We start from the raw sequence: 20,775 nt of genomic DNA, 5'->3' as shown, positions 1-20,775 counted from the left end.
CCGGGACACGTAACATGGCCCCATGTCCTTCCTCCGCCGCCGTAGCGCCGCCACACCCGCGGGCCCGGACTTCGATGTCCTGGCCATGGATCCGGGGGACTGGCCCGGCAACCTCGGCGCCGGTCTCCTTCCCGCTCCCGACGGGAGCTGCCAGGGCGTCTTCCTGCGCTACGACCTGTTCGGCGGCCGCGGTCCCGCGATGATCATCGGCAACCTGCCCGAGGGATCACCCGCCCGCGAGACCGAGGAGGGCCAGGTCCCCTTCGAGGTGGCCCAGCTCCTCCTCGCGCTCGAGAACGACGAGCCGGTCGAGGTGACCGGCACCGAGGACGTGCCCGTCATGCAGGGGGACAGCCTGCTGATCGTGCGCCGCATCAAGCTCTCCGAGAGCCGCATCTCCTGCGTCCAGTTCGACCGGAGCGACGGCGTGCTCGTCACCATCGCCAGCTGGGACCGGCCGATCACCGACGATCTGTACGCCCTGCTGAAGCCGCTTCCGGCAGAGCTGTTCCAACAGGGCTGAAACGTCCCTGCGCCGTCAGCAGGCGCGTCACCCGCGCCGCCGACGTCCCGAACCCCGTGGGACCACTGATGTGCCACGGGGTTCCCGTGCCCCGCCGCAGATCCTGCTCGCGGTAGCGGCGGCAGTCCCGGTGCCAGATCAGGATTCCGGCCATCCAGTGCTGGAGCTCCACGACATAGCCCGCCAGGATCTCCCGCACCTCCGCGTCCAGCGCGAAGTCGTCGTACAGCACCGGCAGTTCCCGCTCGGCGACATGCTGGAACTGACGCATCCGCGACTTCATCAGGTCGTGCACGATCGCGACCCCCGTCGGATAGTCCGTCCCGAAGAAGTTCTGCACGACCAGGACGCCGTTGTGCACCTCGCCCTCGTACTCGATCTCCTTCTGGTACGAGAACAGGTCGTTCATCAGGCACGCGTAGTCGGCGGCCGCGTTCTCCAGGGAGCGCATCGGTCCGCTGCGGTAGACCGCCTCGGGCACCTTCTTGCCGTGACCCAGCCGGCACAGGCTCATCGTCAGATCCGAGCCGAACGTCGCCCGGCGCATCTCCATGTAGTCCACCGGGTCGGGAATCCGGTTCTGCGCCTGATTCGCCAGCTCCCACAGCCAGCTGGCCGTCATGGACTCCACCGCCTCACGGAACGTGCGCCGGGCGGCCTCGTCCATCGGGCCGGACGTGCGCCCCCAGAGATCGGCGAGCCCGCGCTCCAGTGCGTTGACCGGCTCCGGCACCGGCGAGCCGTCCAGCGGCATGAACAGCGACAACCGCTCGTTGGCCAGCCGCGCCCCGGCCAGATCACGCGTCCGGCCGTGCACCACCGGGAACCAGTCGTCGCCGTACGTTCCCCAGGTCAGCCAGCCCGACGACAGATCGAGCTCGTCAGGAGTGGCATCGGGATGCAACCCGGCGGCGCACAGGGGCAGATCGGTCGCGACGAGCCTCTCCTCGTCCCAGATGTGCGAACCCGGCACACCGGGCTGCGCCTCCAGCAGGCCCATCCGGCGTGACCAGTCCACGATCCGCACCCGCGCCCCGTCCAGATGCGGGCTCAGCGTCGTGCTGAACGGCATCTCGAAGTCGGGCAGCAGCGACGGACCGACGTGCTGGAACGGCACATGGGCGTGGCTGCGCAGCCGGAAGGACTCCGAACGAGGCGTGAATCGCAGCGAAGCCGCGGCCATGCCGAAGCCGGGCACGCTCTCTCCCGCGCCGCCGCCGTTCATGTAACGGCTGGAACGCATGTGCCACTCGTGCCCGCCGGACTGCCAGTCCTGGAGCCCCTTGACGTACGCCAGGACGGCAACCGTCTCGTCGGGGGCGAGCCCCGCCTCCGCACAGAGCGGACCGAGCTCCGTCAGCGCGGTGTTCTCGAACTGATGCAGGCGCGAGGTCAGCAGATCGTTGACCGCCTCGGCCGCCTCCTGAGTGGTGCAGCCCAGGAACCTCTCGAGTACCAGCACACCGTTGCTGTTCTCCCCCTCGTCCTCGACCTCACGCTGGTACGAGAACAGGTCGTTGCGCAGGTGCACACCGTCGGAGAACGCGTCCCGCAGCACCCGCAGCGCACGCGAGTCCGCCACCGGGGCCGGCACCTCCGCGTTCGCCGCGTACTCCACCAGCCCGGCCGACCACGGCGCCCCGCCCACCTTGCGGCGCATCTCGATGTACTCGACGGGGTTGGCGATGCGCCCCTCGTTGATGTTGGCGAGCTCCCAGAGGGACTCGTTGAGCAGATTCTCCGTGGCCACCGCGAAGCGCGCCCGCCACGCGTCCGACATGGCCGGCACGGTCCTGGTCCACAGGTCGGCCAGACCCGCCTCCACCGGATTCGTCGGCTCGGGTGTGGCCGCACCCCGCTCCATCGGCATGAAGGCGGGCAGCCGGTCCAGATACCGCTTGCCGCCCTCACGGTCCGGAGTGCGCTTGAAGAGTTCGAGGAAATGGTCGTCGAAGAAGAAGACCCACACGTACCAGTCGGTGACCAGGGAAAGGGCTTCCGCCGAGCAGTCGGGGTGGGTGTACGCGCAGAGCAGCGCGTAGTCATGGGATTCGAGGTCCTTCTCGTCCCAGATTCCGGATCCCTCCAGCATCCCCATGCCGCGCGCCCACGCCCGGGTGTGGCTCCGGGCGGCCTCCAGATGGGGATTGAGACGCGCAGGGTACGGGACGTAGAAGTCCGGCAGTGAGAAGGGCTGTGCCATGTGCGTCGGGCCTTTCCGGTAACCCGGACCGGTCCACGTGGACCGGTCCTTTCGGCGCCAGCACTACCCTTCGGCCATCCGGGGCACGCACCGCGCGGAATAGTCACACAAGCTCAGGTCTAGTTGCACACTGCACTCTTGACGCACCGACACCTCCCGCCACAGAGTGTGCGCCGACATACGAACGCGGAAAGCACCGCAGGACAGCTCCGCCACCCCCGGCCCCGGAAGGGTTGTCATGACGTCGAAGCAGAGGATCAGACTCGCGCTCGCACTGACCACGGCGGGGGCGCTGAGTGTGGCGCTCCTCTCCCCGGCTGCGGCCGGCGCGGACGCCGTACGCCCCGAATGTCCGCGCACCCTGGACTGCGACTGGGTCCCGGCCGCCTACCAGCAGACCGGCGACCCTGCCGACAAGGAGACGTACGGCAACTACGACACGGCGGAGCGGCCCGACAGCAACGCCGTCAAGTTCATCGTCCTGCACGACACCGAGGTCGACTTCGACACCACTCTGAAGATCTTCCAGAACCCGGCCAACCAGACCTCCGCCCACTACGTGGTGCGCTCCTCGGACGGCCATGTCACGCAGATGGTCAAGAACAAGGACGTGGCTTGGCAAGCGGGCAACTGGTACCTCAACACCCACTCCATCGGCATCGAGCAGGAGGGCGTCGCGGCCGAGGGCGCCAAGTGGTACACGCCCGAGATGTACCGCTCGACCGCGCGACTGGTGCGTCATCTGGCGGCGAAGTACGACATCCCGCTCGACCGGCAGCACATCCTCGGCCACGACGGTGTACCGCCCACCAGCGCCGCGGGCACGAAGAACATGCACTGGGACCCGGGCCCGTACTGGGACTGGAACCGCTTCATGGCCCTGCTCGGGAAGCCCACTGTGCCCAGCGCTCCCGCGAGCAGCGAACTGGTCACGGTCAGCGCCGACTTCGGGAAGAACCAGCAGGAGTTCCGGGACTGCGAGAAGGGCGTCGACCTCCCCCGGCAGGGCAGCAGCGCCGTGCCTCTGCACACCGGGCCGTCCGACGACGCGCCACTCTTCTCCGACCCGGGACTGCACCCGGACGGCTCGCCGGGCACGAACTGCGCCGCGGACTGGGGCAGCAAGATCAGCGCCACCCAGCAGGCCGTCGTCGCGGGCAAGGAGAAGGGCTGGACGGCGATCTGGTGGTACGGGGAGAAGGCGTGGTTCCGCACCCCGGCAGGCTCCCGGGTCGTCACCCCCACATCCGGCCGTGTCGTCCGGCCCAAGGCGGGGAGGACCGAGGTGCCCGTGTACGGCGTGGCGTACCCGGAGAAGGCGGAATATCCCGCGGACTTCGTCAAGCCGACCGTGGGCAGCCCGCTCGTCTACACCATCAAGGAGGGGCAGGCGTTCCCCGGGGGCGGCGAGGCACCCACCGGCTACTACTACGCACCGACGATCGACGCGTCCAAGCCGTACGACCACACGTACTTCCAGGGAGCGCAGAAGTACGTCACGGTCCAGATCGGGCACCGGATCGGCTTCGTGAAGGCGTCCGACGTCGATGTGGTGCGGGCGCGCCCATGAGCCGCGGCTGAGAAGCACCGACAACGCGCTGCGGGACCCGTGTGTCGGCACCGGTCCCGCAGCGCGCTTTCCTCGTCCCCCGTAGGTCAGGCTTGTCGTCCCGGCGTGCTCAGCGGGTGCCCACCGCGGCGCGCACGGCCCGCCGCGCCATCGCGCAGTCGTCGTGCAGCCTGCGGAGCAGCAGCCGCTGTTCCTCGCCGGAGGACAGCACACCCTGCCGCGCCTGGCCGCCTCCGGCCGGGGCGCCTTCGCGCATGGCCCGCTGGACGGCCGTCTCGTACGTACGGATCTCGCGGGTCAGCACGATCATCAGGTTGACCAGGAAGGCGTCACGCGCAGCGGCGCCGGAGGCCTGCGCCAGCTGGCTGATCTGGCGGCGTGAGGCAGGGGCGTCACCGAGCACGGCCCACAGCGTCGCCAGGTCGTACCCCGGCAGATACCAGCCGGCGTGCTCCCAGTCGACCAGCACGGGGCCGGTGGGCGGCAGCAGGATGTTGGAGAGCAGGGCGTCGCCGTGGCAGAACTGGCCCATGCCCTGCCGCCCGCCCGCGTGGGCCAGACCGTGCAACAGCTTCTGCAGATCGCCGAGATCACGGTCGGTGAAGAGCCCCAACTCGTGATAGCGGGCGATGCGCGAGGCGTAGTCGAGCGGAGCGTCGAAGAGTCCGGCCGGCGGCCGCCAGGCGTTGACCCGGCTGACCGCACCGAGAACGGCGCGCAGGTCCGCGCGCGGCGGAGCCTCCGCCGGATGCCTCGTCAGGGCCGCGACGCGGCCCGGCATCCGCTCGATGACCAGGGTGCAGTTCTCCGGGTCGGCGGCGATGAGCCGAGGGACCCGGACCGGCGGACGGTGCCTGACGAAGGCACGATATGCAGCTATTTCGTGCCGGAATCGCTCGGTCCAGGCGGGGGAGTGATCGAGTAAACACTTGGCCACCGCGGTCGCGCGCCCGGTGGTGCCCACGATGAGGACCGAGCGGCCGCTGCGGCGGAGCACCTGCACCGGATTGAACTCCGGGCAGATGCGGTGGACCGAGGCGATGGCCATCCGCAGCTGTGCGCCCTGGGCGCCGGACAGGTCGAGCCGTCCGCTGAGCGGTTGGGTGCCCGGCCCCGCCGCCCGCCGGGTCCGACCCGTGCCGGACGCCGGTGCGGCGGCGCGGGGGTCGAGATACGGCCCGCTGCCCGTCCCCATGGGACGGAGCGGCCGGGGCGGGGCGGACACGGAGGACGATGCTGTGTACATGGGCGAGACAGATCCCTTCGTGCGCCGACAAGTTGCGTGCGCCGCCCCGGCCGGCGGCCGTTCGGCACCCTGGGGAGTACCTAGGGCTGCCGGGCGGGGTGGCGCTTTCCTACCTGACACCGACCTGCGGGTAGTGGAACATCTGGCGACCCCTGGCGAACCCTGGCGAATATTCGCCCGGCATCCGCTGGGGGGCTAGGGTCAAGTCAGCCGAGAACCTGGGGGCTTGACGTGACCGGAGAACCCAACACCCGCCTGTCCGACCTGTTCGGCCTCGCCGGATGGTCCAAGGGCGAACTCGCGAGAATGGTGAACAGGCAGGCGGCGGCCATGGGCCACCTCCAACTCGCCACCGACACCTCGCGGGTCCGGCGCTGGATCGACATGGGGGAGTCCCCCCGCGATCCGGTGCCCGAAGTGCTGGCAGCTCTGTTCACCGAGCGACTCGGCCGTGTCGTGACCATCGAGGACCTCGGGTTCGGCCGGCGCGGGCGTGTGGGGAAACGGCGGAAAGCCGGGACGCAGGACAATCCCGACGGACTTCCGTGGGCGCCCGAACGGACGGCAGCGGTCCTCACCGAATTCACGGGAATGGACCTCATGCTCAACCGACGCGGCTTGGTGGGCGCGGGCGCCGCGCTCGCCGCTGGCTCAGCTCTCACCGGCGCCATGCACGACTGGCTGCACTCCGAGCCCGCTCCGGCGGCCCGGACCTCCCACCTCAACTCCCCCCAGTACGCCGACAACGCGGGCTTCGATCTCTATGAGGCGGCGCCCATCGGATCGGAGGAGATCGAGGCCCTGGAGCGCTCGGTCGAAGTGTTCCGGGCCTGGGACGCCTCCAGAGGGGGCGGACTCCAGCGCAAGGCGGTCGTGGGCCAGCTCAACGAGGTGGGCGGCATGCTCGCCTACCGGCATCCTGAACATCTGCAGCGCCGCCTGTGGGGCGTCGCCGCCAACCTCGCCGTCCTCGCCGGGTGGATGTCCCACGACGTCGGCCTCGAACCCACGGCACAGAAGTACTTCGTCATCGCCGCCCACGCGGCGCGCGAGGGCGGCGACCGACCGCGCGCGGGCGAGGCCCTCTCCCGGGCCGCCCGCCAGATGGTCCACCTGGGCCGGCCGGACGACGCCCTGGACCTGATGAAGCTCGCCAAGTCCGGCTCGGGGGAGGAGACCCTGCCGCGTACGCGGGCGATGCTGCACACCATCGAGGCCTGGGCACAGGCGTCGATGGGCCGGGGACAGGCCATGCGGCGCACCCTGGGCGAGGCCGAGGAACTCTTCGTCTCGGACAAGGGCGACGTGCCGTCGCCGAGCTGGATGCAGATGTTCGACGAGGCGGACATGCACGGGATGCAGGCGCTGGCCTTCCGTACGCTCGCCGAGCACGACCCGGCGGCGGCGACCACGGCTCAGCGGCACGCCAAGCAGGCACTCGATCTGCGGATAAACGGTCGCCAGCGGTCCAAGATCTTCGACTACATCTCGCTCGCGTCGGCCTGCTTCATCGCCAACGACCCCGAGCAGGCAGACCGCTACGCACGGCTCGCCCTGGTGTCGATGGGGGAGACCTCCTCTCACCGCACCTGGGACAGGCTGCGCGAGATGTACCGGCTCACCGGGCAGTTCGCGGGCTACGGCAAGATCGAGGACCTGCGCGAGGAGATCGAGCTCGTCCTGCCCCCGCAGGCGGCCAAGAAGGCCAGAGGCTCGCAGATCTGAACCGGATCTCCGGCCAGGGAGATGCGCAGGCAGGTTCGGCAAGGAAGGGCGACGAGGGAGCTCGGCCAGGGGCCCTGGGGCAGGGAAGTCCTGCCAACAGAGGGATCAGCTGTGCCCGGGCAGGGGTAAGTTCTGCCGTTCTCCGTGGTCCTTCACCGGCACTGCGCCCTCAGGCGATTCCTCATGCCTCGACGCGGGCCACCAACACGCAGGCGTCGTCCAGTCGTTCGGCCGATCCGATCTCCTCGACGACGGCCCGTACGCAGTCCTGCGCCGTGCGGGCCCGGGCGAACCGAGGTGCCAGCCCCAGAAGTGTGTCCGGGCCGGCGCTCCGCTCGTCGTGCCGCGTCAGTCCGTCGGTGTGCAGGACCAGCACGTCGCCGGGGAGCAGGTCCACCTGGTCCTGCTCGTAGGTGACCCCTGACGCGGCACCGAGCAGCACCCCGTCCGGCGCGGGCAGGGGGCGCCCCACTCCGTTGCGGAACAGCAGCGGCGCGGGGTGCCCCGCCTGCGCCCAGGTCAGCGTGGACGCCACCGGGTCGAAGCGGCAGTACACCGCGCTTCCCAGGGCGGGCTGCGCCGAGCATTCGATCAGCTGGTTCAGATGGCTCATCACGGCCCCGGGCTCGACACCCGCCACCGCCATGCCCCGCAGCGCCCCGAGCAGCATCGCCATGGCCGACGTGGCCGGGATGCCGTGGCCCGTGAGGTCACCCACGGTGAGCAGCGTCCTTCCGTCCGGGAGCGGCAGCGCGTCGTACCAGTCCCCGCCGATCAGATCGCTGGACCCCGACGGAAGGTAGTGCGCGGCGATGTCCAGGCGGCCCGCGCACCGGCCGGACACCGGCAGCGAGCCGCTCCAGGGGGGCACGACCGCCTCTTGGAGCTCGACCGCCATCCGGTGCTCCGTGTGCGCCCTGTGCTCCCGCAGCCGCAGGGTGTCCCGGGTCCTGCCCACGACGTGCTGAGTGCGCCTCAGCCTGCTGACGTCACGCAGGACCGCCCACATCGAGGCGGTGCAGCCCTCCGCGTCCAGGACGGGTTCGCCCATCATGTGCAGCGTGCGCATGCCGCCGTCGGGCAGCAGGATGCGGAATTCGCCGTCTATCGGCCTGCCGTCCACCAGACAGTCCGTCACCATCGACGTCAGGAGCGGCTGGTCCTCCGAGAGGAGCACGGACGGCAGCTCGTCCAGCGACAACGCACCCTTCCCCGGGTCCCTGCCGAAGATCTGGTACAGCTCCTCGGACCAGCTGACCTCGTCGGTGAGCAGATTCCATTCCGCACTGCCCACCCTGCTGAGGAGCGACCCCGTCGGAGGGCCGGCCTGCGCCTCGGAGGAGACCGTGCCCGCGGACCCCGAAGCCGCCGGGCAGCCGGATATGCCGTCCCGCAGCTGTCCCAGGTGCTCGCCGAGGTCGTCGAGCTGGTGGACGGCGAGCTCGCAGAGGGCCCGCTGCCAGCGCAGCTGAAGATCGTCGTCGTCGATCACGGATGTGTCGCGCCGCACGGCGTCCACATCGCCTCGGAGCAGTCGAGCGCGGTTGATCAGGGCATCGACGGCTTCCCGCTCGGGCGGTTGTGGGGCGGGGCGGTCCGCAAACAGATGGGACGGCATCTGGTACTCCGATACAGGCGGTACGGCCGGTTCGTGGGGGTGGACCGAACATGACTGTTGCACAGCCGACGGGGGCCCGTAAGGGGTTTGGCAACACTCGACACGTTCTTGCTTCCGGCATATGCCATCGGCGGGGTGGAGCGGGGGTCCGCCGAACACCCTTGCTGTTGCGGGGGAGTTGACGCAAGTCATCCGGCGTGAGCAGTCCGGCGTACGCCCGCGCATGGGGACTCGCGCGGCTCGCACCCGCCGGGATCAGGGCATATGCGGGGTGGCGCGGAGCCGGGGGCCGGTGCGAAACGCGCCCCGGCCGCCCTGCCGCTCGACGGGGTGTTCGGGGTGGCGGTCAGGTGCCCATCGGTCACCCGTTCGGAAGCGGTCGGGCGAGGGTCGCGACGGGGTGCTCCGGCGCCTCGTGCGGACGGGAATGACGGCGCGTCCTCGCGCGTTGCAGCGGTCAGTAAAGAAAACGACACCCATTCCCATCCAGGGGCTGGGGTCGGCACCTTCTCTGGAGGCCCCATGGCGCGCAACGAGACCAGGCCCGTCGTGCTGCTCCGGTCGACCGCCGGAACCGGCCACACCTATGTCACGCGCAAGAACCGGCGCAACGACCCCGACCGGCTGGAGCTGCGGAAGTTCGACCCGGCCGCAGGGCGTCACGTCGTGTTCCGCGAGGCCCGCTGACCTTCGGCGGTGCCGTCGCGCCGCCTCCGGCGCACCCCTGCGACCTGTGTGGTCGTGGTGTGGATCACATGAAGGGGTGCCGGTTCCAGGGAACGCGGCGCGGTGGTTTATCGTTCATCTATACGTGGGAGCGGCCGGGCGGAGCCCGCTGGACAGCGAGCCGCCTTCGCCCCCGCACACAGACCGCCCCGGCTGGATTCCCCCGATCCGGCCGGGGCTTCCTTCTGCCCCGAAGCGGTCGGACCGGCGTCACATGGTCCGCGTCAGGTCCGCGGCGTAGTGCTCGATGGCGGGCCGGTAGCTCCGCACGTGCGGGCTGTCGCTCGTCGTCGCCACCAGGCGCAGCAGGAGCTGCATGGCCTCGTGGTGCTCGCCGGTGTTGAACAGGGCCATGGACAGGAACGTGCGCAGGGCGCCGTCGTCCGGGAACTCCTCCACACCGCGGCGCAGCGTCTCGACGGCCTGCCCGAACCTGCCGAGCACGCGGTAGGTGCTGCCGAGTCCCACCAGGGCTCCCCGGCGGTCCTCCTCGGCGAGGTCCTTGCTCTGGAGGCAGCGCTCGTAGTACGGCACGGCCTCGGCCTCCAGGCCGAGCACGTCGTGGACCCAGGCGGTCTGATAGGCGACGTCCGCGTCGTCCGGGAACGCGGCGGTGAGGGTGAGGAGGCGTTCCCTGGCCTGCTCGGGATGGCCCTGTTCGCGAAGCCGCACGGCCTCGGCCAACGGTTCGTCCTTGTTCTGTGCGCTCATGCGCACATGGTCGCACCCGAGGGTGGGTGTGGCCGACGGAGTTGGGGGCATCCGATCCGCCATGACAGCAGAGGCGAATCGTAGTGCACGACGCAGAGACATGACACGACTTCTGCTGCGAGCGGTGGTGCTGGCCGCGGCCTTCCTGGCCCTGGTGGCCTTCTCCGTCGTACTGGCGAAGGTGACACTCACCCCATCACCCGCCTCGGAGGGCATCGTGACCTCCAACCTGCGGCCGGGGCGGTCCCTGCGGCAGTACGCGGAGGACTACACCTTCCTTGCAGCGTGCAAGCAGGCGGGCGGCAACCTGTTGCTCGGCGCGCCGTTCGGCGTGCTGCTGCCGATCATGGTGCCGCGCCGGCTGCGGATGTTCAGGATGATCGTGCTGACCGTCCTGGTCATAGCGGTCGTCGAACTGGCGCAGGGCGCGCTCGTGGCGGGCCGGGCCTTCGACATCGACGACGTCATCCTCAACACCACGGGTGCGCTGCTGGGTTACCTGCTGCTGGGGCGGCGCATCAGTCACCGCTACCACGAACTGGCCGTGAAGCCGGCTCCCGTGAATGCGACCGGCACGGAGACGAAGGCCGCCAAGACCAAGCCCACCGCCAAGGCCAAGCCCGGCACGAAGGCCGCTCCCGGTACGAAGACCAGGCAGGGGAAGCCGGGCGTGATGGCGAAGGCCGGTGCGAAGGCCAAGCCCCGCACCGGGGCCGGTGCGAAGGCCGGCTCCGGCGCACGCCGGAGCGCGTCCGCGCCGGTTGCTCGCGGACGCGCTCTTTTCGACAAGTGGCGTGGCCATCGGGAGGACCCGGGCGGGAGAGCGCCCGGACCCCGCCGACGTGGAGCCTAGAGCGCCGGGTAGGCGTTCTTCATGAGCTCCTGGAACTGCGCCGAGAACCACTGCCCGGAGATGGGGGCGTTGGGCAGCGCACCGGACATGTTGTTGTTGTTGCGTGCGTTACCCGTGTAGGTCGGGTCGCACATCCGGTCGAATCCCTTGCCGTCGGGGTTCTCGATCAACTTGCTGGAACCGTCCGACTCCCCCGGGGGCTTCATCCAGACGTACGCGTCGATGCCGGCCGCGGGCGCCGCCGTCGGCCGCTCACCGAGGCCCGCACCGGACTGGTTGCACCAGTTGCCGAGGTGGATGCGCCGGTCGATACGACCGCCGTCCACATAGGTGTCGACGCTGGTGGTGGCACCCGGCCCGGTGGGCCGCTGCGTGCCGCCCCAGCCGTTGCGCGAGGTGTCGATCAGCATGCCGATGTCGGACTTGAAGCCGACCGAGACCAGCTCGTTGCGGAAGGCCTGGGCGAACGACTGCTCGTCCGTGTAGCGGTTCCAGTCGACCCACTTCGACTGACGCACCGAGGTTCCGTTGACGGAGTCCTCGATCTTGAAGTTGGTCTCCTTGAGCGCGCTGTAGTTGGCCGTGTTGGTGATGAAGCCGTGGACGTCGCTGACGGTCGCGCCCTCGGTGGTCGCGGCCTCGTGGAAGAGGTCCGCGGAGGCTCCGAAGTTGTCGTCCCAGCCGATCCAGCCGTGGTGCCCGGCGTCGATGTAGTTGTAGACGTTGGGCGCGTCGCCGAGCTTGTTCAGGGCGTAGCCGACGCCCTTCTGGTAGTTGCCGTTGGCCTTCATCACGTCACAGGCCGGGGTGGCCGTGGCGCGGCTGCCGGTGTTGGTGACCAGGTTCGGCAGCGAGTCGATCTCGATGGTGGTGACGATGCGCAGACCCGCGTACTTCGAGTCGGCGAGGATCGCCGCGATCGGGTCGATGTACTCCGTCTTGTAACGGCCGATCTCGGTGGGGCCGAGCTCACCGTTGGAGGCGAGAGCCGCACAGTCACGTCCGGGCAGGTTGTAGATGACGAGCTGGACGACGAGCTCGCCGGAGCCCTTCTGCGTCAGGGCCGCGTCCAGGTGGTCGCGCAGGCCCATTCCGCCGTTGGCGCCCTCGATGGCGGCGATGCGGTCGAGCCAGACACCCGTCGGCTGGCTGGAGATCCGGCTTCCGCCCGGCTCGGCGGCGGCCTTCTCGGACCACTCCGGGTTCACGTAGACCTTGGCCCCCTCGTAGGGGTTGTTCACCTTGTCGCCCGCGGGGGGATCGGTGGGCGGGTCGGTCGGGTCCGGCGGGTCGGTCGGACCCGTCACGTCTCCGTTGCAGGTGACGCCGTTCAGCTTGAAGGTCGCGGGGACGGTGCTGTTGCCGTTGCCCGTCGCGTTGAAGCCGAAGGAGGCGGACGAACCGGTGGCCAGCGCGCCGTTGTAGGAGAGGCTCTTCGCGGTGACCGCGGCCCCGCTCTGCGTGACGGTGGCGTTCCAGCCCTGGCTGACCTTCTCGCCGCCGGCGAACGACCACTCCAGCTGCCAGCTGGACACGGCGTCACCGGTGTTCGTGACGCTCACGGAGGCCGTGAGCCCGCCGTTCCACTGATTCTGGATCTTGTAGTCGACTTTGCAGCCGGCTGCCGCGGCTGCGGCGGTACCGAAGGGGGCCGCCGCGGCGGCGGATCCCGCGGCTGCGGCGACGAGGGCTCCCGCCGCTATGAGCGCCATTCTGGATCGGCGCAGGTTGGTGCGGCTCGTGCGGCTCATGCGAATTCCGTTTCCTCAGCTGTAGAGGGCGCGCGGAGATGACGCGGCCCGATTCCGTACGGGTGGGGATTCCGTTCGTAGTCGCTGATCAAGGACGGGGCCTGTGGAGTGGTCCCACGCGTTACAGGTCCGTCCGGTTGAGCGGGTCCGTGGTCGTCGAACCGCTGCGTGACCCGGTCGGCCGAAGCCGTGGGGACAGGGTTCACACCGATCTCGCCTGCGGCGAGGGGGACTTCGGTGTCGACCGGTGCGAGCGGGGACTTCCAGCGGTCCTCGTTCGCGCGGACTTCTCAGTTGTGGACGCGCCGGGCGGTGGCGGCGGGCGCTGGATGCCCGCGGCCTGGCCGTCGCCCGGACAGGTGCGGCCGGGGTGCGCGTCGGAGCTGCCGGCGGTGTCGCCGGTGTGGTGTTCCCGGGGCGGGTGTTCTCCCGCCCGGGGGAGCCGTGCCCTGGTCCTCGCCGCGCGGAGAGGGGTCCTTCACGGCGCTGTGCTCGTTCTCGCCCGCGTACTGCGGTTTCGTCGTGGTCTGGCCCAGCCTGTACTCCTCGGTCAGGGGAACAAGGGGGGTCTCGGCGCGCTCGTCGTCGGCCGCCCGCACGGAGGCGTCGTCGAGGAGCTCGCTGTTCCGGGTGCCCGGTTCGGGCAGCCCGTCGGTGGAGGCGGAGAGAACCGCCGGCGCAGTGGATCCGGTCGGACCGGAGCTCGCACCGATCGCAGATGTCCCGTCCGGCCTCGTTCCCGCCGCGGTGCCGGCTTCCTGGATACCGCCGTCCACCGTGCGTACGGGGGCGGATCCGGAAGCAGCGGCCATGCGGGCGGCAGCGACGCCGGCCGTGGCGAACACTGCTCCGAGGAGCAGCTTGAACAGGTGCGAGAAGTGCGAGGGGTGACGCATGAGCGACTCCTTGCAGATCGGGCATGCCCCCTACGGCACGTCCACTGATGGAACCGCTCCCACTGGTGTGGCATGACGTTAGAGCGTCAAGTGGTGTCGGTCAACACACCAGTTCTCAACTCTTGCTATCGAAATAATTCGACTCTTCAAGTCTCTTGACTCTCTTTTTCCTCATCCCCATGCTGGGAGCGCTCCCACTGGTTCAAGGCTTGTGCTCAACCCTGCACGCCCCCCATGTCGCCGAGCCGCGAGGAGGTACCGCGCATGCCATCGGGACGCGCACGAAGAACGTGGTTACCGAGAAGACCGGGAAGAACCGGAGCCGGAAACCGACGGTTGTGGACAGCATTCGTTGCCGCACTAGCCCTCCCACTGGGTATGACCGCAGCAGCCGGTACTCCGGCCCAGGCCGCAGCCGTCCAATGCAGCGTCGACTACAAGGCCAATGACTGGGGTTCGGGCTTCAGCACCGAACTCACCATCACCAACAGGAGCACGGCCGCGATCGACGGCTGGACCCTGACCTACGCGTACGCCGGCAACCAGCAGCTCACCAACGGCTGGAACGGGACCTGGTCCCAGTCGGGCAAGAACGTCACCGTCAAGAACGCCGCCTGGAACGGCAGCGTCGCCGCCGGAGCGGCGGTCACCACGGGGGCGCAGTTCTCGTACAGCGGCACCAACACCGCACCGACCAGCTTCGCGGTCAACGGCACCGCGTGCACGGGCGCGCACCAGCCGCCGATCGCCGTCCTCACCAGTCCGGCGGCGGGCGCCGTCTTCTCCGCCGGCGACACGATTCCGATGGCCGCCACCGCGGCGGCCGCGGACGGGGCGGGGATCAGCAAGGTCGAGTTCTACGACAACACCACCCTGCTGGGCACGGACACGACGTCCCCGTACACGTTCAACGCCTCGGGCCTCGCCGCCGGCGGCCACTCCGTGTATGCGAGGGCGTACGACAGCCTCGGCGCGTCCGCCGAGTCGACACCCGCCGGCATCACCGTCGTCGCGGGTCCGGCCGTCGTCGCGACGCCCGCCCAACTGGGCGTGCAGCAGAGCAAGTCAGGGACCTTCAACGTATCGCTGTCCACCGCGCCCACCTCGTCGGTCACCGTCACGGTGGCGAGGACCGCGGGCAACACGGGCCTCAGCGTCACCGGTGGTGCGAGCCTCACCTTCACCTCGGCGAACTGGTCCACGCCCCAGAAGGTGACCGTCACGGCGGACGCCTCCGGCACCGGGGCCGCGACCTTCACCGTGACCGCCCCGGGTCACAGCAAGTCCGAGGTCACCGTCACCCAGCTCGCGGCGGCGAAGGACTACGACGCCCGCTTCCTCGACCTGTACGGGAAGATCACGGACCCGGCCAACGGCTACTTCTCCTCGGAGGGCATCCCCTACCACTCCGTGGAGACGCTGATCGTCGAGGCGCCCGACCACGGCCACGAGACGACGTCGGAGGCGTACAGCTACCTGATCTGGATCCAGGCGATGTACGGGAAGATCACCGGCGACTGGACGAAGTTCAACGGTGCGTGGGACACCATGGAGAAGTACATGATCCCCACCCACGCCGACCAGCCGACGAACTCCTTCTACAACGCGTCCAAGCCCGCCACCTACGCGCCCGAGCACGACACCCCGAACGAGTACCCGGCCGTCCTCGACGGTTCGGCGACCTCCGGATCGGACCCCATCGCGGCCGAGCTCAAGAGCGCGTACGGCACCGATGACATCTACGGGATGCACTGGATCCAGGACGTGGACAACGTCTACGGATACGGCAACACGCCCGGCAAGTGCTCGGCAGGTCCCACGGAGACCGGGCCCTCGTACATCAACACCTTCCAGCGCGGGCCCCAGGAGTCGGTCTGGGAGACCGTCACCCACCCGACCTGCGACAACTTCACCTATGGCGGGGACAACGGCTACCTGGACCTGTTCACGGGTGACGCCTCCTACGCCAAGCAGTGGAAGTTCACCAACGCCCCCGACGCGGACGCCCGCGCCGTACAGGCCGCCTACTGGGCGGATGTCTGGGCGAAGGAGCAGGGCAAGTCGGCCGAGGTCTCGGCGACCGTGGGCAAGGCGGCGAAGATGGGTGACTATCTCCGCTACTCCATGTTCGACAAGTACTTCAAGAAGGTCGGCAACTGCGTCGGCCCGACCACCTGCGCCGCGGGCACGGGCAAGGACAGCGCGCACTACCTGATGTCCTGGTACTACGCCTGGGGCGGAGCCACCAACACCTCGGCAGGCTGGTCCTGGCGCATCGGTTCCAGCCACGCCCACGGCGGATACCAGAACCCGATGGCGGCCTACGCGCTGAGCTCGGTCGCCGACCTCAAGCCGAAGTCGGCCACCGGACAGCAGGACTGGGCCAAGAGCCTGGACCGGCAGATGGACTTCTATCAGTGGCTCCAGTCCGACGAGGGTGCCATCGCCGGCGGTGCGACCAACAGCTGGAAGGGCAGTTACGCCCAGCCGCCGGCCGGTACCCCGACCTTCTACGGCATGTACTACGACGAGAAGCCCGTCTACCACGACCCGCCGTCCAACCAGTGGTTCGGCTTCCAGGCGTGGTCCATGGAGCGCGTCGCCGAGTACTATCACGAGTCGGGCGACGCCCAGGCCAAGGCCGTGCTGGACAAGTGGGTCGACTGGGCCCTGTCCGAGACGACCATCAACCCGGACGGCACCTATCTCATGCCGTCCACCCTCAAGTGGTCCGGCGCGCCCGACACCTGGAACGCGTCGAACCCCGGTGCCAACGCCGGACTCCACGTCACGGTCGCCGACTACACCAACGACGTCGGTGTGGCGGGTGCCTATGCCAGGACGCTGACCTACTACGCCGCCAAGTCCGGTGACACGGAGGCGAAGACCGTCGCCGAGGGTCTGCTCGACGGCATGTGGAGCCACTACCAGGACGATGCCGGTGTCGCGGTGCCCGAGACGCGCGCCGACTACAACCGGTTCGACGACCCGGTGTACGTCCCGAACGGCTGGACGGGCGCCATGCCCAACGGTGACACCGTCGACAACGACTCGACGTTCCTCTCCATCCGGTCGTTCTACAAGGACGACCCGAACTGGCCGAAGGTGCAGGCATACCTGGACGGCGGAGCCGCCCCGGTCTTCACCTACCACCGGTTCTGGGCACAGGCCGACATCGCCCTGGCTCTGGGGGCGTACGCGGATCTACTGGAGTGAGTGACCGCACCTGAACGACCGCTTCCCCAGGGGTCCCGGCCGTCGGCAGCAGCCGCCGGCGGCCGGGACCCCGTCCAGCGCGCGCGGGGGGTCGCGGGCGGCAGCCGGAGCCCGAGGGCCGCGCCTTCGCTACAGGATCTGGCGTAGTCGGCACAACCCGGCGGACTGAAACCGCCCGACGGGGTCACACGGAAGGTATGACGTCCACTGACGTAAGGACAGACAGCACGGGCGAACCCGGCCACGGCGACACGCCGCGCCGTCGCGCCCGCACGCGAGGATGCCTGCCGTTCGCCGGGGTGTGCGCCGCGGCACTGGTCCTGCTGTTCCTGGGCAGCAGGCTCAGCCTGGTGCCCGGATTCGGAGACCTCTTCGGCGAGGAGACCACCGACCGCTCCGGCCCCGCGGTCCTCAAGTCCATCCAGGACATGAGCTCCTACGAGGCCGCGTCCGGCAATTTCCAGGTCGTCGTCGACCTGGAGAAGGACGCCAAGTTCCTGCCCGACGCCATCCGGGGCACCCGCACCCTGTACGTCGGGGCGGGCACGGTCGGGGCCTCCGTCGACCTCGGGAAGGTCGGGGCGAACGGGGTGCGCGTCAACGAGGACCGCACCACGGCCGAACTCCGCCTGCCCCACGCGGTGCTGGGCAAGCCCGCCCTGAATCCGGACCGCTCCTACGCCGTGTCCAAGCAGCGAGGGCTTCTGGACCGGCTGGGCGACTTCTTCTCCGACAACCCCGGCAGCGAACAGGCCGTCAACAAGCTGGCCGCCAAGCACATCGGCGAGGCGGCGAAGGAGAGCGGGCTCACGGAGCGGGCGGAGAAGAACACCACCTCCATGCTCCAGGGACTGCTCGGCTCGCTCGGATTCGAGAAGGTGACCGTCACCTACACCGACACGACCACCTGACCCCTCGTGCAGCCGTGCCGCGGCGGCGGCACCGAGCCCTCGGAGCACGGCTGTCGAGCGCGGAGTACGGCGGACACGTCGCGTTCGGCCGGAGACGCGCACGAGGAGTGCGCCCTGCCCATCGGAACCCGAACGCCTCTGACGCGGCCGTCCCTCGAGACTGCCGCGTCCACATCTACCAGGTGATCGCCCGGCACCCGGACGAGGCCTCGGCCCGCGCACACCTCGTGCGCCTCCTTGCTGGAGCGCGCCGAGCGCGCCGAGCGCGCCGAGCGCGCGACCGGCCGGTTTGCCGGAACGGCAAGTTGTCTTGTCCGGTCCTGCGGTGGAGCCGAATCATGGGGTGACAGCCGGCCCCACGGACCGATGTGGACCGGCCCCGGCAGCCCGAGGAGAGACATGCCCCAGCCCGTTCCCGCCGCAGAGCCCTCCGTGAGCGTCCCCGGGGCGGTCCACCGCCTGGTGGACGTCCCCGGCGGCCGGATCCATCTGCTCGAACAGGGGACGGGCCCTCTCGTCCTCCTCGTCCACGGATTCCCCGAGACCTCGTACTCCTGGCGGCATCAGCTCGCCGCCCTCGCAGCCGCGGGCTTCCGCGCCGTCGCCGTCGACGTGCGCGGCTACGGGCGTTCCTCGGCCCCGGATCCCGTGGAGGCCTACCGGATGACGGCGCTGGTCGCCGACGCCGTCGGTGTCGTCCACGCGCTGGGCGAGGAGACCGCGACGGTCGTCGGCCACGACTGGGGCTCGCCCATCGCCGCCAACTGCGCGCTGCTGCGGCCCGACATGTTCACCGCCGTGGGCATGCTCAGCGTCCCCTACGCCCCCTGGAACCCGGTCCGGCCGACCGACGGCTTCGCCCGTATCGGCGGGAGCGAGGAGTTCTACGTCAGCTACTTCCAGCAGCCCGGCCGCGCCGAGGCGGAGATCGAACCCGACGTACGCGGATGGCTCGCCGGCTTCTACACCTCGCTCTCCGCCGACACGATGCCGGGGCCCGGCGCCGAGAGCCCGTTCTTCGTGCCCACCGGTGCGTCCATGAGCGACCGCTTCACCCGCGGCCCGCTGCCGTCCTGGCTCACCGAGTCCGAACTGGACTTCTACGCAGCCGAGTTCGAGCGGACCGGCATGACCGGCGCACTCAACCGGTATCGCAACGTCGACCGCGACTGGGAGGACCTGGCCGTGTGGGACGGGGCCCGGCTCACCGCCCCCGCGCTCTTCATCGGCGGCGCCCTGGACTCCTCCACCACCTGGATGGCGGACGCGATCGCCGCCTACCCCACCACGCTCCCCGGGCTGGTGTCCTCGCACGTCCTGGACGGGTGCGGCCACTGGATCCAGCAGGAACGCGCCGCGGAGGTCAACGCCCTGCTCACGAAGTGGCTGCACACCGTGCACCCGTGACCGCCGCGTGTCGAAGTCGGGGGCCGGACGGGGCACCGGCCATGGTGGTCGTATGAACAGTGCAGGGATTCTCGCCGATGCGTTCGAGCGCATCCACGAAGCGGTGCACGCCGCCGTCGAAGGTCTCCCGTCCGAGGACCTCAACGCCAGGCTCGACGACGACGCCAACTCGATCGCCTGGCTCGTCTGGCACCTCACGCGCGTCCAGGACGACCATGTCGCCGACGCGGCAGGGACCGAACAGCTCTGGTTCGCGAAGGGCTGGGCGTCCCGCTTCGAACTGCCCCTCGAGAAGGGCTCGACCGGCTACGGACACAGCAGCGCGCAGGTCGCGTCGGTACGGGTGGAGTCGCCCGCCCTGCTCCTCGACTACTTCGACGCCGTGCACGCGCGGACCCTCGACTTCGTCCGTGGACTCGACGGCCGAGCCCTCGAACGCGTGGTCGACGACTCCTGGTCGCCCCCGGTGACCCTGGGCGTGCGGCTCGTCAGCGTCATCGCCGACGATCTTCAGCACGCCGGTCAGGCAGCCTTCGTCCGCGGTGCGCTGGAGCGCAGGTAGGCAGCCTGCCCGGTCCGCGCGTAGTGCCCCGGGCTCGTGCCGACCACCCGCTTGAAGTGCCGGGAGAAGTGCGACTGGTCGTAGAACCCCACCGAAGCCGCCACCTCCGGCGCGCGCATCCCCCCGAGCAACAGCCGCCGGGCCAGATCGACACGGCGCGCCGTCAGGTACTGGTGCGGGGCCATGCCGAACTCACGGCTGAAGGCCCGTACCAGGTGGGTGTGATGGGAGTGCAGCAGCTCCGCCGCATCGCGGAGCGTCACCCCCTCCACGACGTGCTCGTCGAGCAGCTCCCGCAGCCGGTGGGCGAGCTTGGGATCAGGCACCGGCGGGGCAGCGGACTCGTCGCGCAGATGGTGGGCGAGGCGTTCGGAGACGAGCGAGAGTCGGCTCTGTGCCTCCAGCTCGTCGCCGGGCCGCTCCAGCGTCCGGTGGAGCTGGTCGACGCGGTGCCGCAGCCGGGGATCGTGCAGTACGGGGCGGTCCACCGCGCGCCCGACCAGGTCGGCGTCGATCTGCGAGGTGTTGAGGTACAGGACGCGCTTGCGGAAGCCCTCGGGGGTCGCCGCGCCGCCGTTGTGGGGGACGTGCGGAGGCAGCAGGCTCACCACCGAGCTGGGCGCACCGTGCTCATGACGGTCCAGGTCGTAGCGGACCATTCCCTCGTCGACGATGAGCAGCGTCCACGCGTCGTGCGTGTGCATGGGATAGGAGTGGTCCGCGAAGTGGGCGTGGAAGACCTCGTCGATTCCCTCGACCCGCGGACGCCACGCGGTGATGTCCGGACGTGCACCCATGGTTGAACCATACAAGAACCTCACCGGGGCCCAGCGTGCAAAGTTCGTACAAGACCCGCG

16 protein-coding genes are annotated in these 20,775 nt (G+C 69.7%); 9 read left to right on the top strand and 7 right to left on the bottom strand.

Annotated features, from left to right (window positions below; genetic code table 11):
• Positions 1-22: 22 nt before the first annotated feature.
• Entirely contained in the window at positions 23-523 is a 501-nt protein-coding gene (locus AMK10_RS21565) for a hypothetical protein (protein ID WP_031095964.1), read from the top strand.
• Here AMK10_RS21565 and AMK10_RS21560 read toward each other — a convergent pair.
• Positions 462-2,726: a terpene synthase family protein gene (locus AMK10_RS21560; protein WP_073749541.1), complete on the bottom strand. Its 2,265-nt coding sequence runs from the start codon at positions 2,724-2,726 to the stop codon at positions 462-464. The two genes, AMK10_RS21565 and AMK10_RS21560, sit on opposite strands and share 62 nt — an antisense overlap.
• 238 nt (positions 2,727-2,964) lie before the next feature.
• Here AMK10_RS21560 and AMK10_RS21555 point away from each other — a divergent pair, with 238 nt between their 5' ends.
• Positions 2,965-4,296, top strand: a complete 1,332-nt coding sequence (locus tag AMK10_RS21555) for an N-acetylmuramoyl-L-alanine amidase (protein ID WP_073749540.1) — start codon at positions 2,965-2,967, stop codon at positions 4,294-4,296.
• A gap of 109 nt (positions 4,297-4,405) precedes the next feature.
• On the opposite strand, the gene AMK10_RS21550 is transcribed toward AMK10_RS21555, so the two are convergent.
• The gene (locus AMK10_RS21550) at positions 4,406-5,542 is read right to left on the bottom strand and encodes an aminoglycoside phosphotransferase family protein (protein WP_073749539.1); all 1,137 of its coding nucleotides are present in this window, start codon (positions 5,540-5,542) and stop codon (positions 4,406-4,408) included.
• A gap of 231 nt (positions 5,543-5,773) precedes the next feature.
• On the opposite strand from AMK10_RS21550, the gene AMK10_RS21545 reads away from it, so the two are divergent.
• Positions 5,774-7,267, top strand: a complete 1,494-nt coding sequence (locus AMK10_RS21545; RefSeq protein ID WP_073749538.1) for a DNA-binding protein NsdB — start codon at positions 5,774-5,776, stop codon at positions 7,265-7,267.
• Between the two features lie 181 nt (positions 7,268-7,448).
• Here AMK10_RS21545 and AMK10_RS21540 read toward each other — a convergent pair whose 3' ends face one another.
• The gene (locus AMK10_RS21540) at positions 7,449-8,885 is read right to left on the bottom strand and encodes a PP2C family protein-serine/threonine phosphatase (protein WP_073749537.1); all 1,437 of its coding nucleotides are present in this window, start codon (positions 8,883-8,885) and stop codon (positions 7,449-7,451) included.
• A 522-nt stretch (positions 8,886-9,407) separates the two neighbouring features.
• Here AMK10_RS21540 and rpmG point away from each other — a divergent pair.
• Positions 9,408-9,572, top strand: coding sequence for a 50S ribosomal protein L33 (gene rpmG, locus AMK10_RS21535; protein ID WP_073749536.1), 165 nt, complete (start codon positions 9,408-9,410; stop codon positions 9,570-9,572).
• Positions 9,573-9,821: 249 nt separating this feature from the next.
• Here rpmG and AMK10_RS21530 read toward each other — a convergent pair whose 3' ends face one another.
• A complete protein-coding gene (locus AMK10_RS21530) occupies positions 9,822-10,322 on the bottom strand; it encodes a tetratricopeptide repeat protein (protein WP_073749535.1) in 501 nt (166 codons plus the stop codon).
• Between the two features lie 100 nt (positions 10,323-10,422).
• On the opposite strand from AMK10_RS21530, the gene AMK10_RS21525 reads away from it, so the two are divergent.
• Positions 10,423-11,175, top strand: a complete 753-nt coding sequence (locus AMK10_RS21525; protein WP_241839623.1) for a VanZ family protein — start codon at positions 10,423-10,425, stop codon at positions 11,173-11,175.
• Here AMK10_RS21525 and AMK10_RS21520 read toward each other — a convergent pair.
• Positions 11,172-12,926, bottom strand: coding sequence for a glycoside hydrolase family 6 protein (locus AMK10_RS21520; protein WP_079180817.1), 1,755 nt, complete (start codon positions 12,924-12,926; stop codon positions 11,172-11,174). The genes AMK10_RS21525 and AMK10_RS21520 overlap by 4 nt on opposite strands.
• Positions 12,927-13,216: 290 nt before the next feature.
• Positions 13,217-13,822, bottom strand: coding sequence for a hypothetical protein (locus AMK10_RS21515; RefSeq protein ID WP_073749533.1), 606 nt, complete (start codon positions 13,820-13,822; stop codon positions 13,217-13,219).
• 378 nt (positions 13,823-14,200) lie between these two features.
• Between AMK10_RS21515 and AMK10_RS21510 the strand changes: the two genes are divergently transcribed.
• From AMK10_RS21510 to AMK10_RS21495, 4 genes are all read left to right on the top strand, one after another.
• Positions 14,201-17,038 carry a glycoside hydrolase family 48 protein gene (locus AMK10_RS21510; RefSeq protein WP_241839622.1) on the top strand — a complete coding sequence of 946 codons (2,838 nt, stop codon included), beginning with the start codon at positions 14,201-14,203 and terminating at the stop codon, positions 17,036-17,038.
• 197 nt (positions 17,039-17,235) lie between these two features.
• Positions 17,236-17,949 (top strand): DUF4230 domain-containing protein, encoded by a 714-nt coding sequence (locus AMK10_RS21505; protein ID WP_073749531.1) that lies wholly within the window; start codon positions 17,236-17,238, stop codon positions 17,947-17,949.
• A 399-nt stretch (positions 17,950-18,348) separates the two neighbouring features.
• Positions 18,349-19,356 carry an alpha/beta fold hydrolase gene (locus tag AMK10_RS21500; protein WP_073749530.1) on the top strand — a complete coding sequence of 336 codons (1,008 nt, stop codon included), beginning with the start codon at positions 18,349-18,351 and terminating at the stop codon, positions 19,354-19,356.
• Between the two features lie 52 nt (positions 19,357-19,408).
• Positions 19,409-19,918, top strand: coding sequence for a mycothiol transferase (locus AMK10_RS21495; protein ID WP_073749529.1), 510 nt, complete (start codon positions 19,409-19,411; stop codon positions 19,916-19,918).
• On the opposite strand, the gene AMK10_RS21490 is transcribed toward AMK10_RS21495, so the two are convergent.
• Positions 19,879-20,715: a helix-turn-helix transcriptional regulator gene (locus AMK10_RS21490; protein WP_073749528.1), complete on the bottom strand. Its 837-nt coding sequence runs from the start codon at positions 20,713-20,715 to the stop codon at positions 19,879-19,881. The two genes, AMK10_RS21495 and AMK10_RS21490, sit on opposite strands and share 40 nt — an antisense overlap.
• Positions 20,716-20,775: the final 60 nt, after the last annotated feature.

This window comes from Streptomyces sp. CB02058 (genome assembly GCF_001905505.1).
Classification (GTDB): domain Bacteria; phylum Actinomycetota; class Actinomycetes; order Streptomycetales; family Streptomycetaceae; genus Streptomyces.
The sequence above is the reverse complement of the archived record's forward strand: the minus strand, read 5'-3'. Positions and strand labels throughout refer to the sequence as shown.

Coding starts and splice junctions, on each gene's coding strand:
- AMK10_RS21495 (WP_073749529.1), top strand. CDS start 19,409: ATGAACAGTGCAGGGATTCTCGCCGATGCGTTCGAGCGCATCCACGAA.
- AMK10_RS21525 (WP_241839623.1), top strand. CDS start 10,423: ATGACACGACTTCTGCTGCGAGCGGTGGTGCTGGCCGCGGCCTTCCTG.
- AMK10_RS21565 (WP_031095964.1), top strand. CDS start 23: ATGTCCTTCCTCCGCCGCCGTAGCGCCGCCACACCCGCGGGCCCGGAC.
- AMK10_RS21510 (WP_241839622.1), top strand. CDS start 14,201: ATGACCGCAGCAGCCGGTACTCCGGCCCAGGCCGCAGCCGTCCAATGC.
- AMK10_RS21515 (WP_073749533.1), bottom strand. CDS start 13,822: ATGCGTCACCCCTCGCACTTCTCGCACCTGTTCAAGCTGCTCCTCGGA.
- AMK10_RS21530 (WP_073749535.1), bottom strand. CDS start 10,322: ATGAGCGCACAGAACAAGGACGAACCGTTGGCCGAGGCCGTGCGGCTT.
- AMK10_RS21550 (WP_073749539.1), bottom strand. CDS start 5,542: ATGTACACAGCATCGTCCTCCGTGTCCGCCCCGCCCCGGCCGCTCCGT.
- AMK10_RS21490 (WP_073749528.1), bottom strand. CDS start 20,715: ATGGGTGCACGTCCGGACATCACCGCGTGGCGTCCGCGGGTCGAGGGA.
- AMK10_RS21520 (WP_079180817.1), bottom strand. CDS start 12,926: ATGAGCCGCACGAGCCGCACCAACCTGCGCCGATCCAGAATGGCGCTC.
- AMK10_RS21555 (WP_073749540.1), top strand. CDS start 2,965: ATGACGTCGAAGCAGAGGATCAGACTCGCGCTCGCACTGACCACGGCG.
- AMK10_RS21560 (WP_073749541.1), bottom strand. CDS start 2,726: ATGGCACAGCCCTTCTCACTGCCGGACTTCTACGTCCCGTACCCTGCG.
- AMK10_RS21505 (WP_073749531.1), top strand. CDS start 17,236: ATGACGTCCACTGACGTAAGGACAGACAGCACGGGCGAACCCGGCCAC.
- rpmG (WP_073749536.1), top strand. CDS start 9,408: ATGGCGCGCAACGAGACCAGGCCCGTCGTGCTGCTCCGGTCGACCGCC.
- AMK10_RS21500 (WP_073749530.1), top strand. CDS start 18,349: ATGCCCCAGCCCGTTCCCGCCGCAGAGCCCTCCGTGAGCGTCCCCGGG.
- AMK10_RS21540 (WP_073749537.1), bottom strand. CDS start 8,885: ATGCCGTCCCATCTGTTTGCGGACCGCCCCGCCCCACAACCGCCCGAG.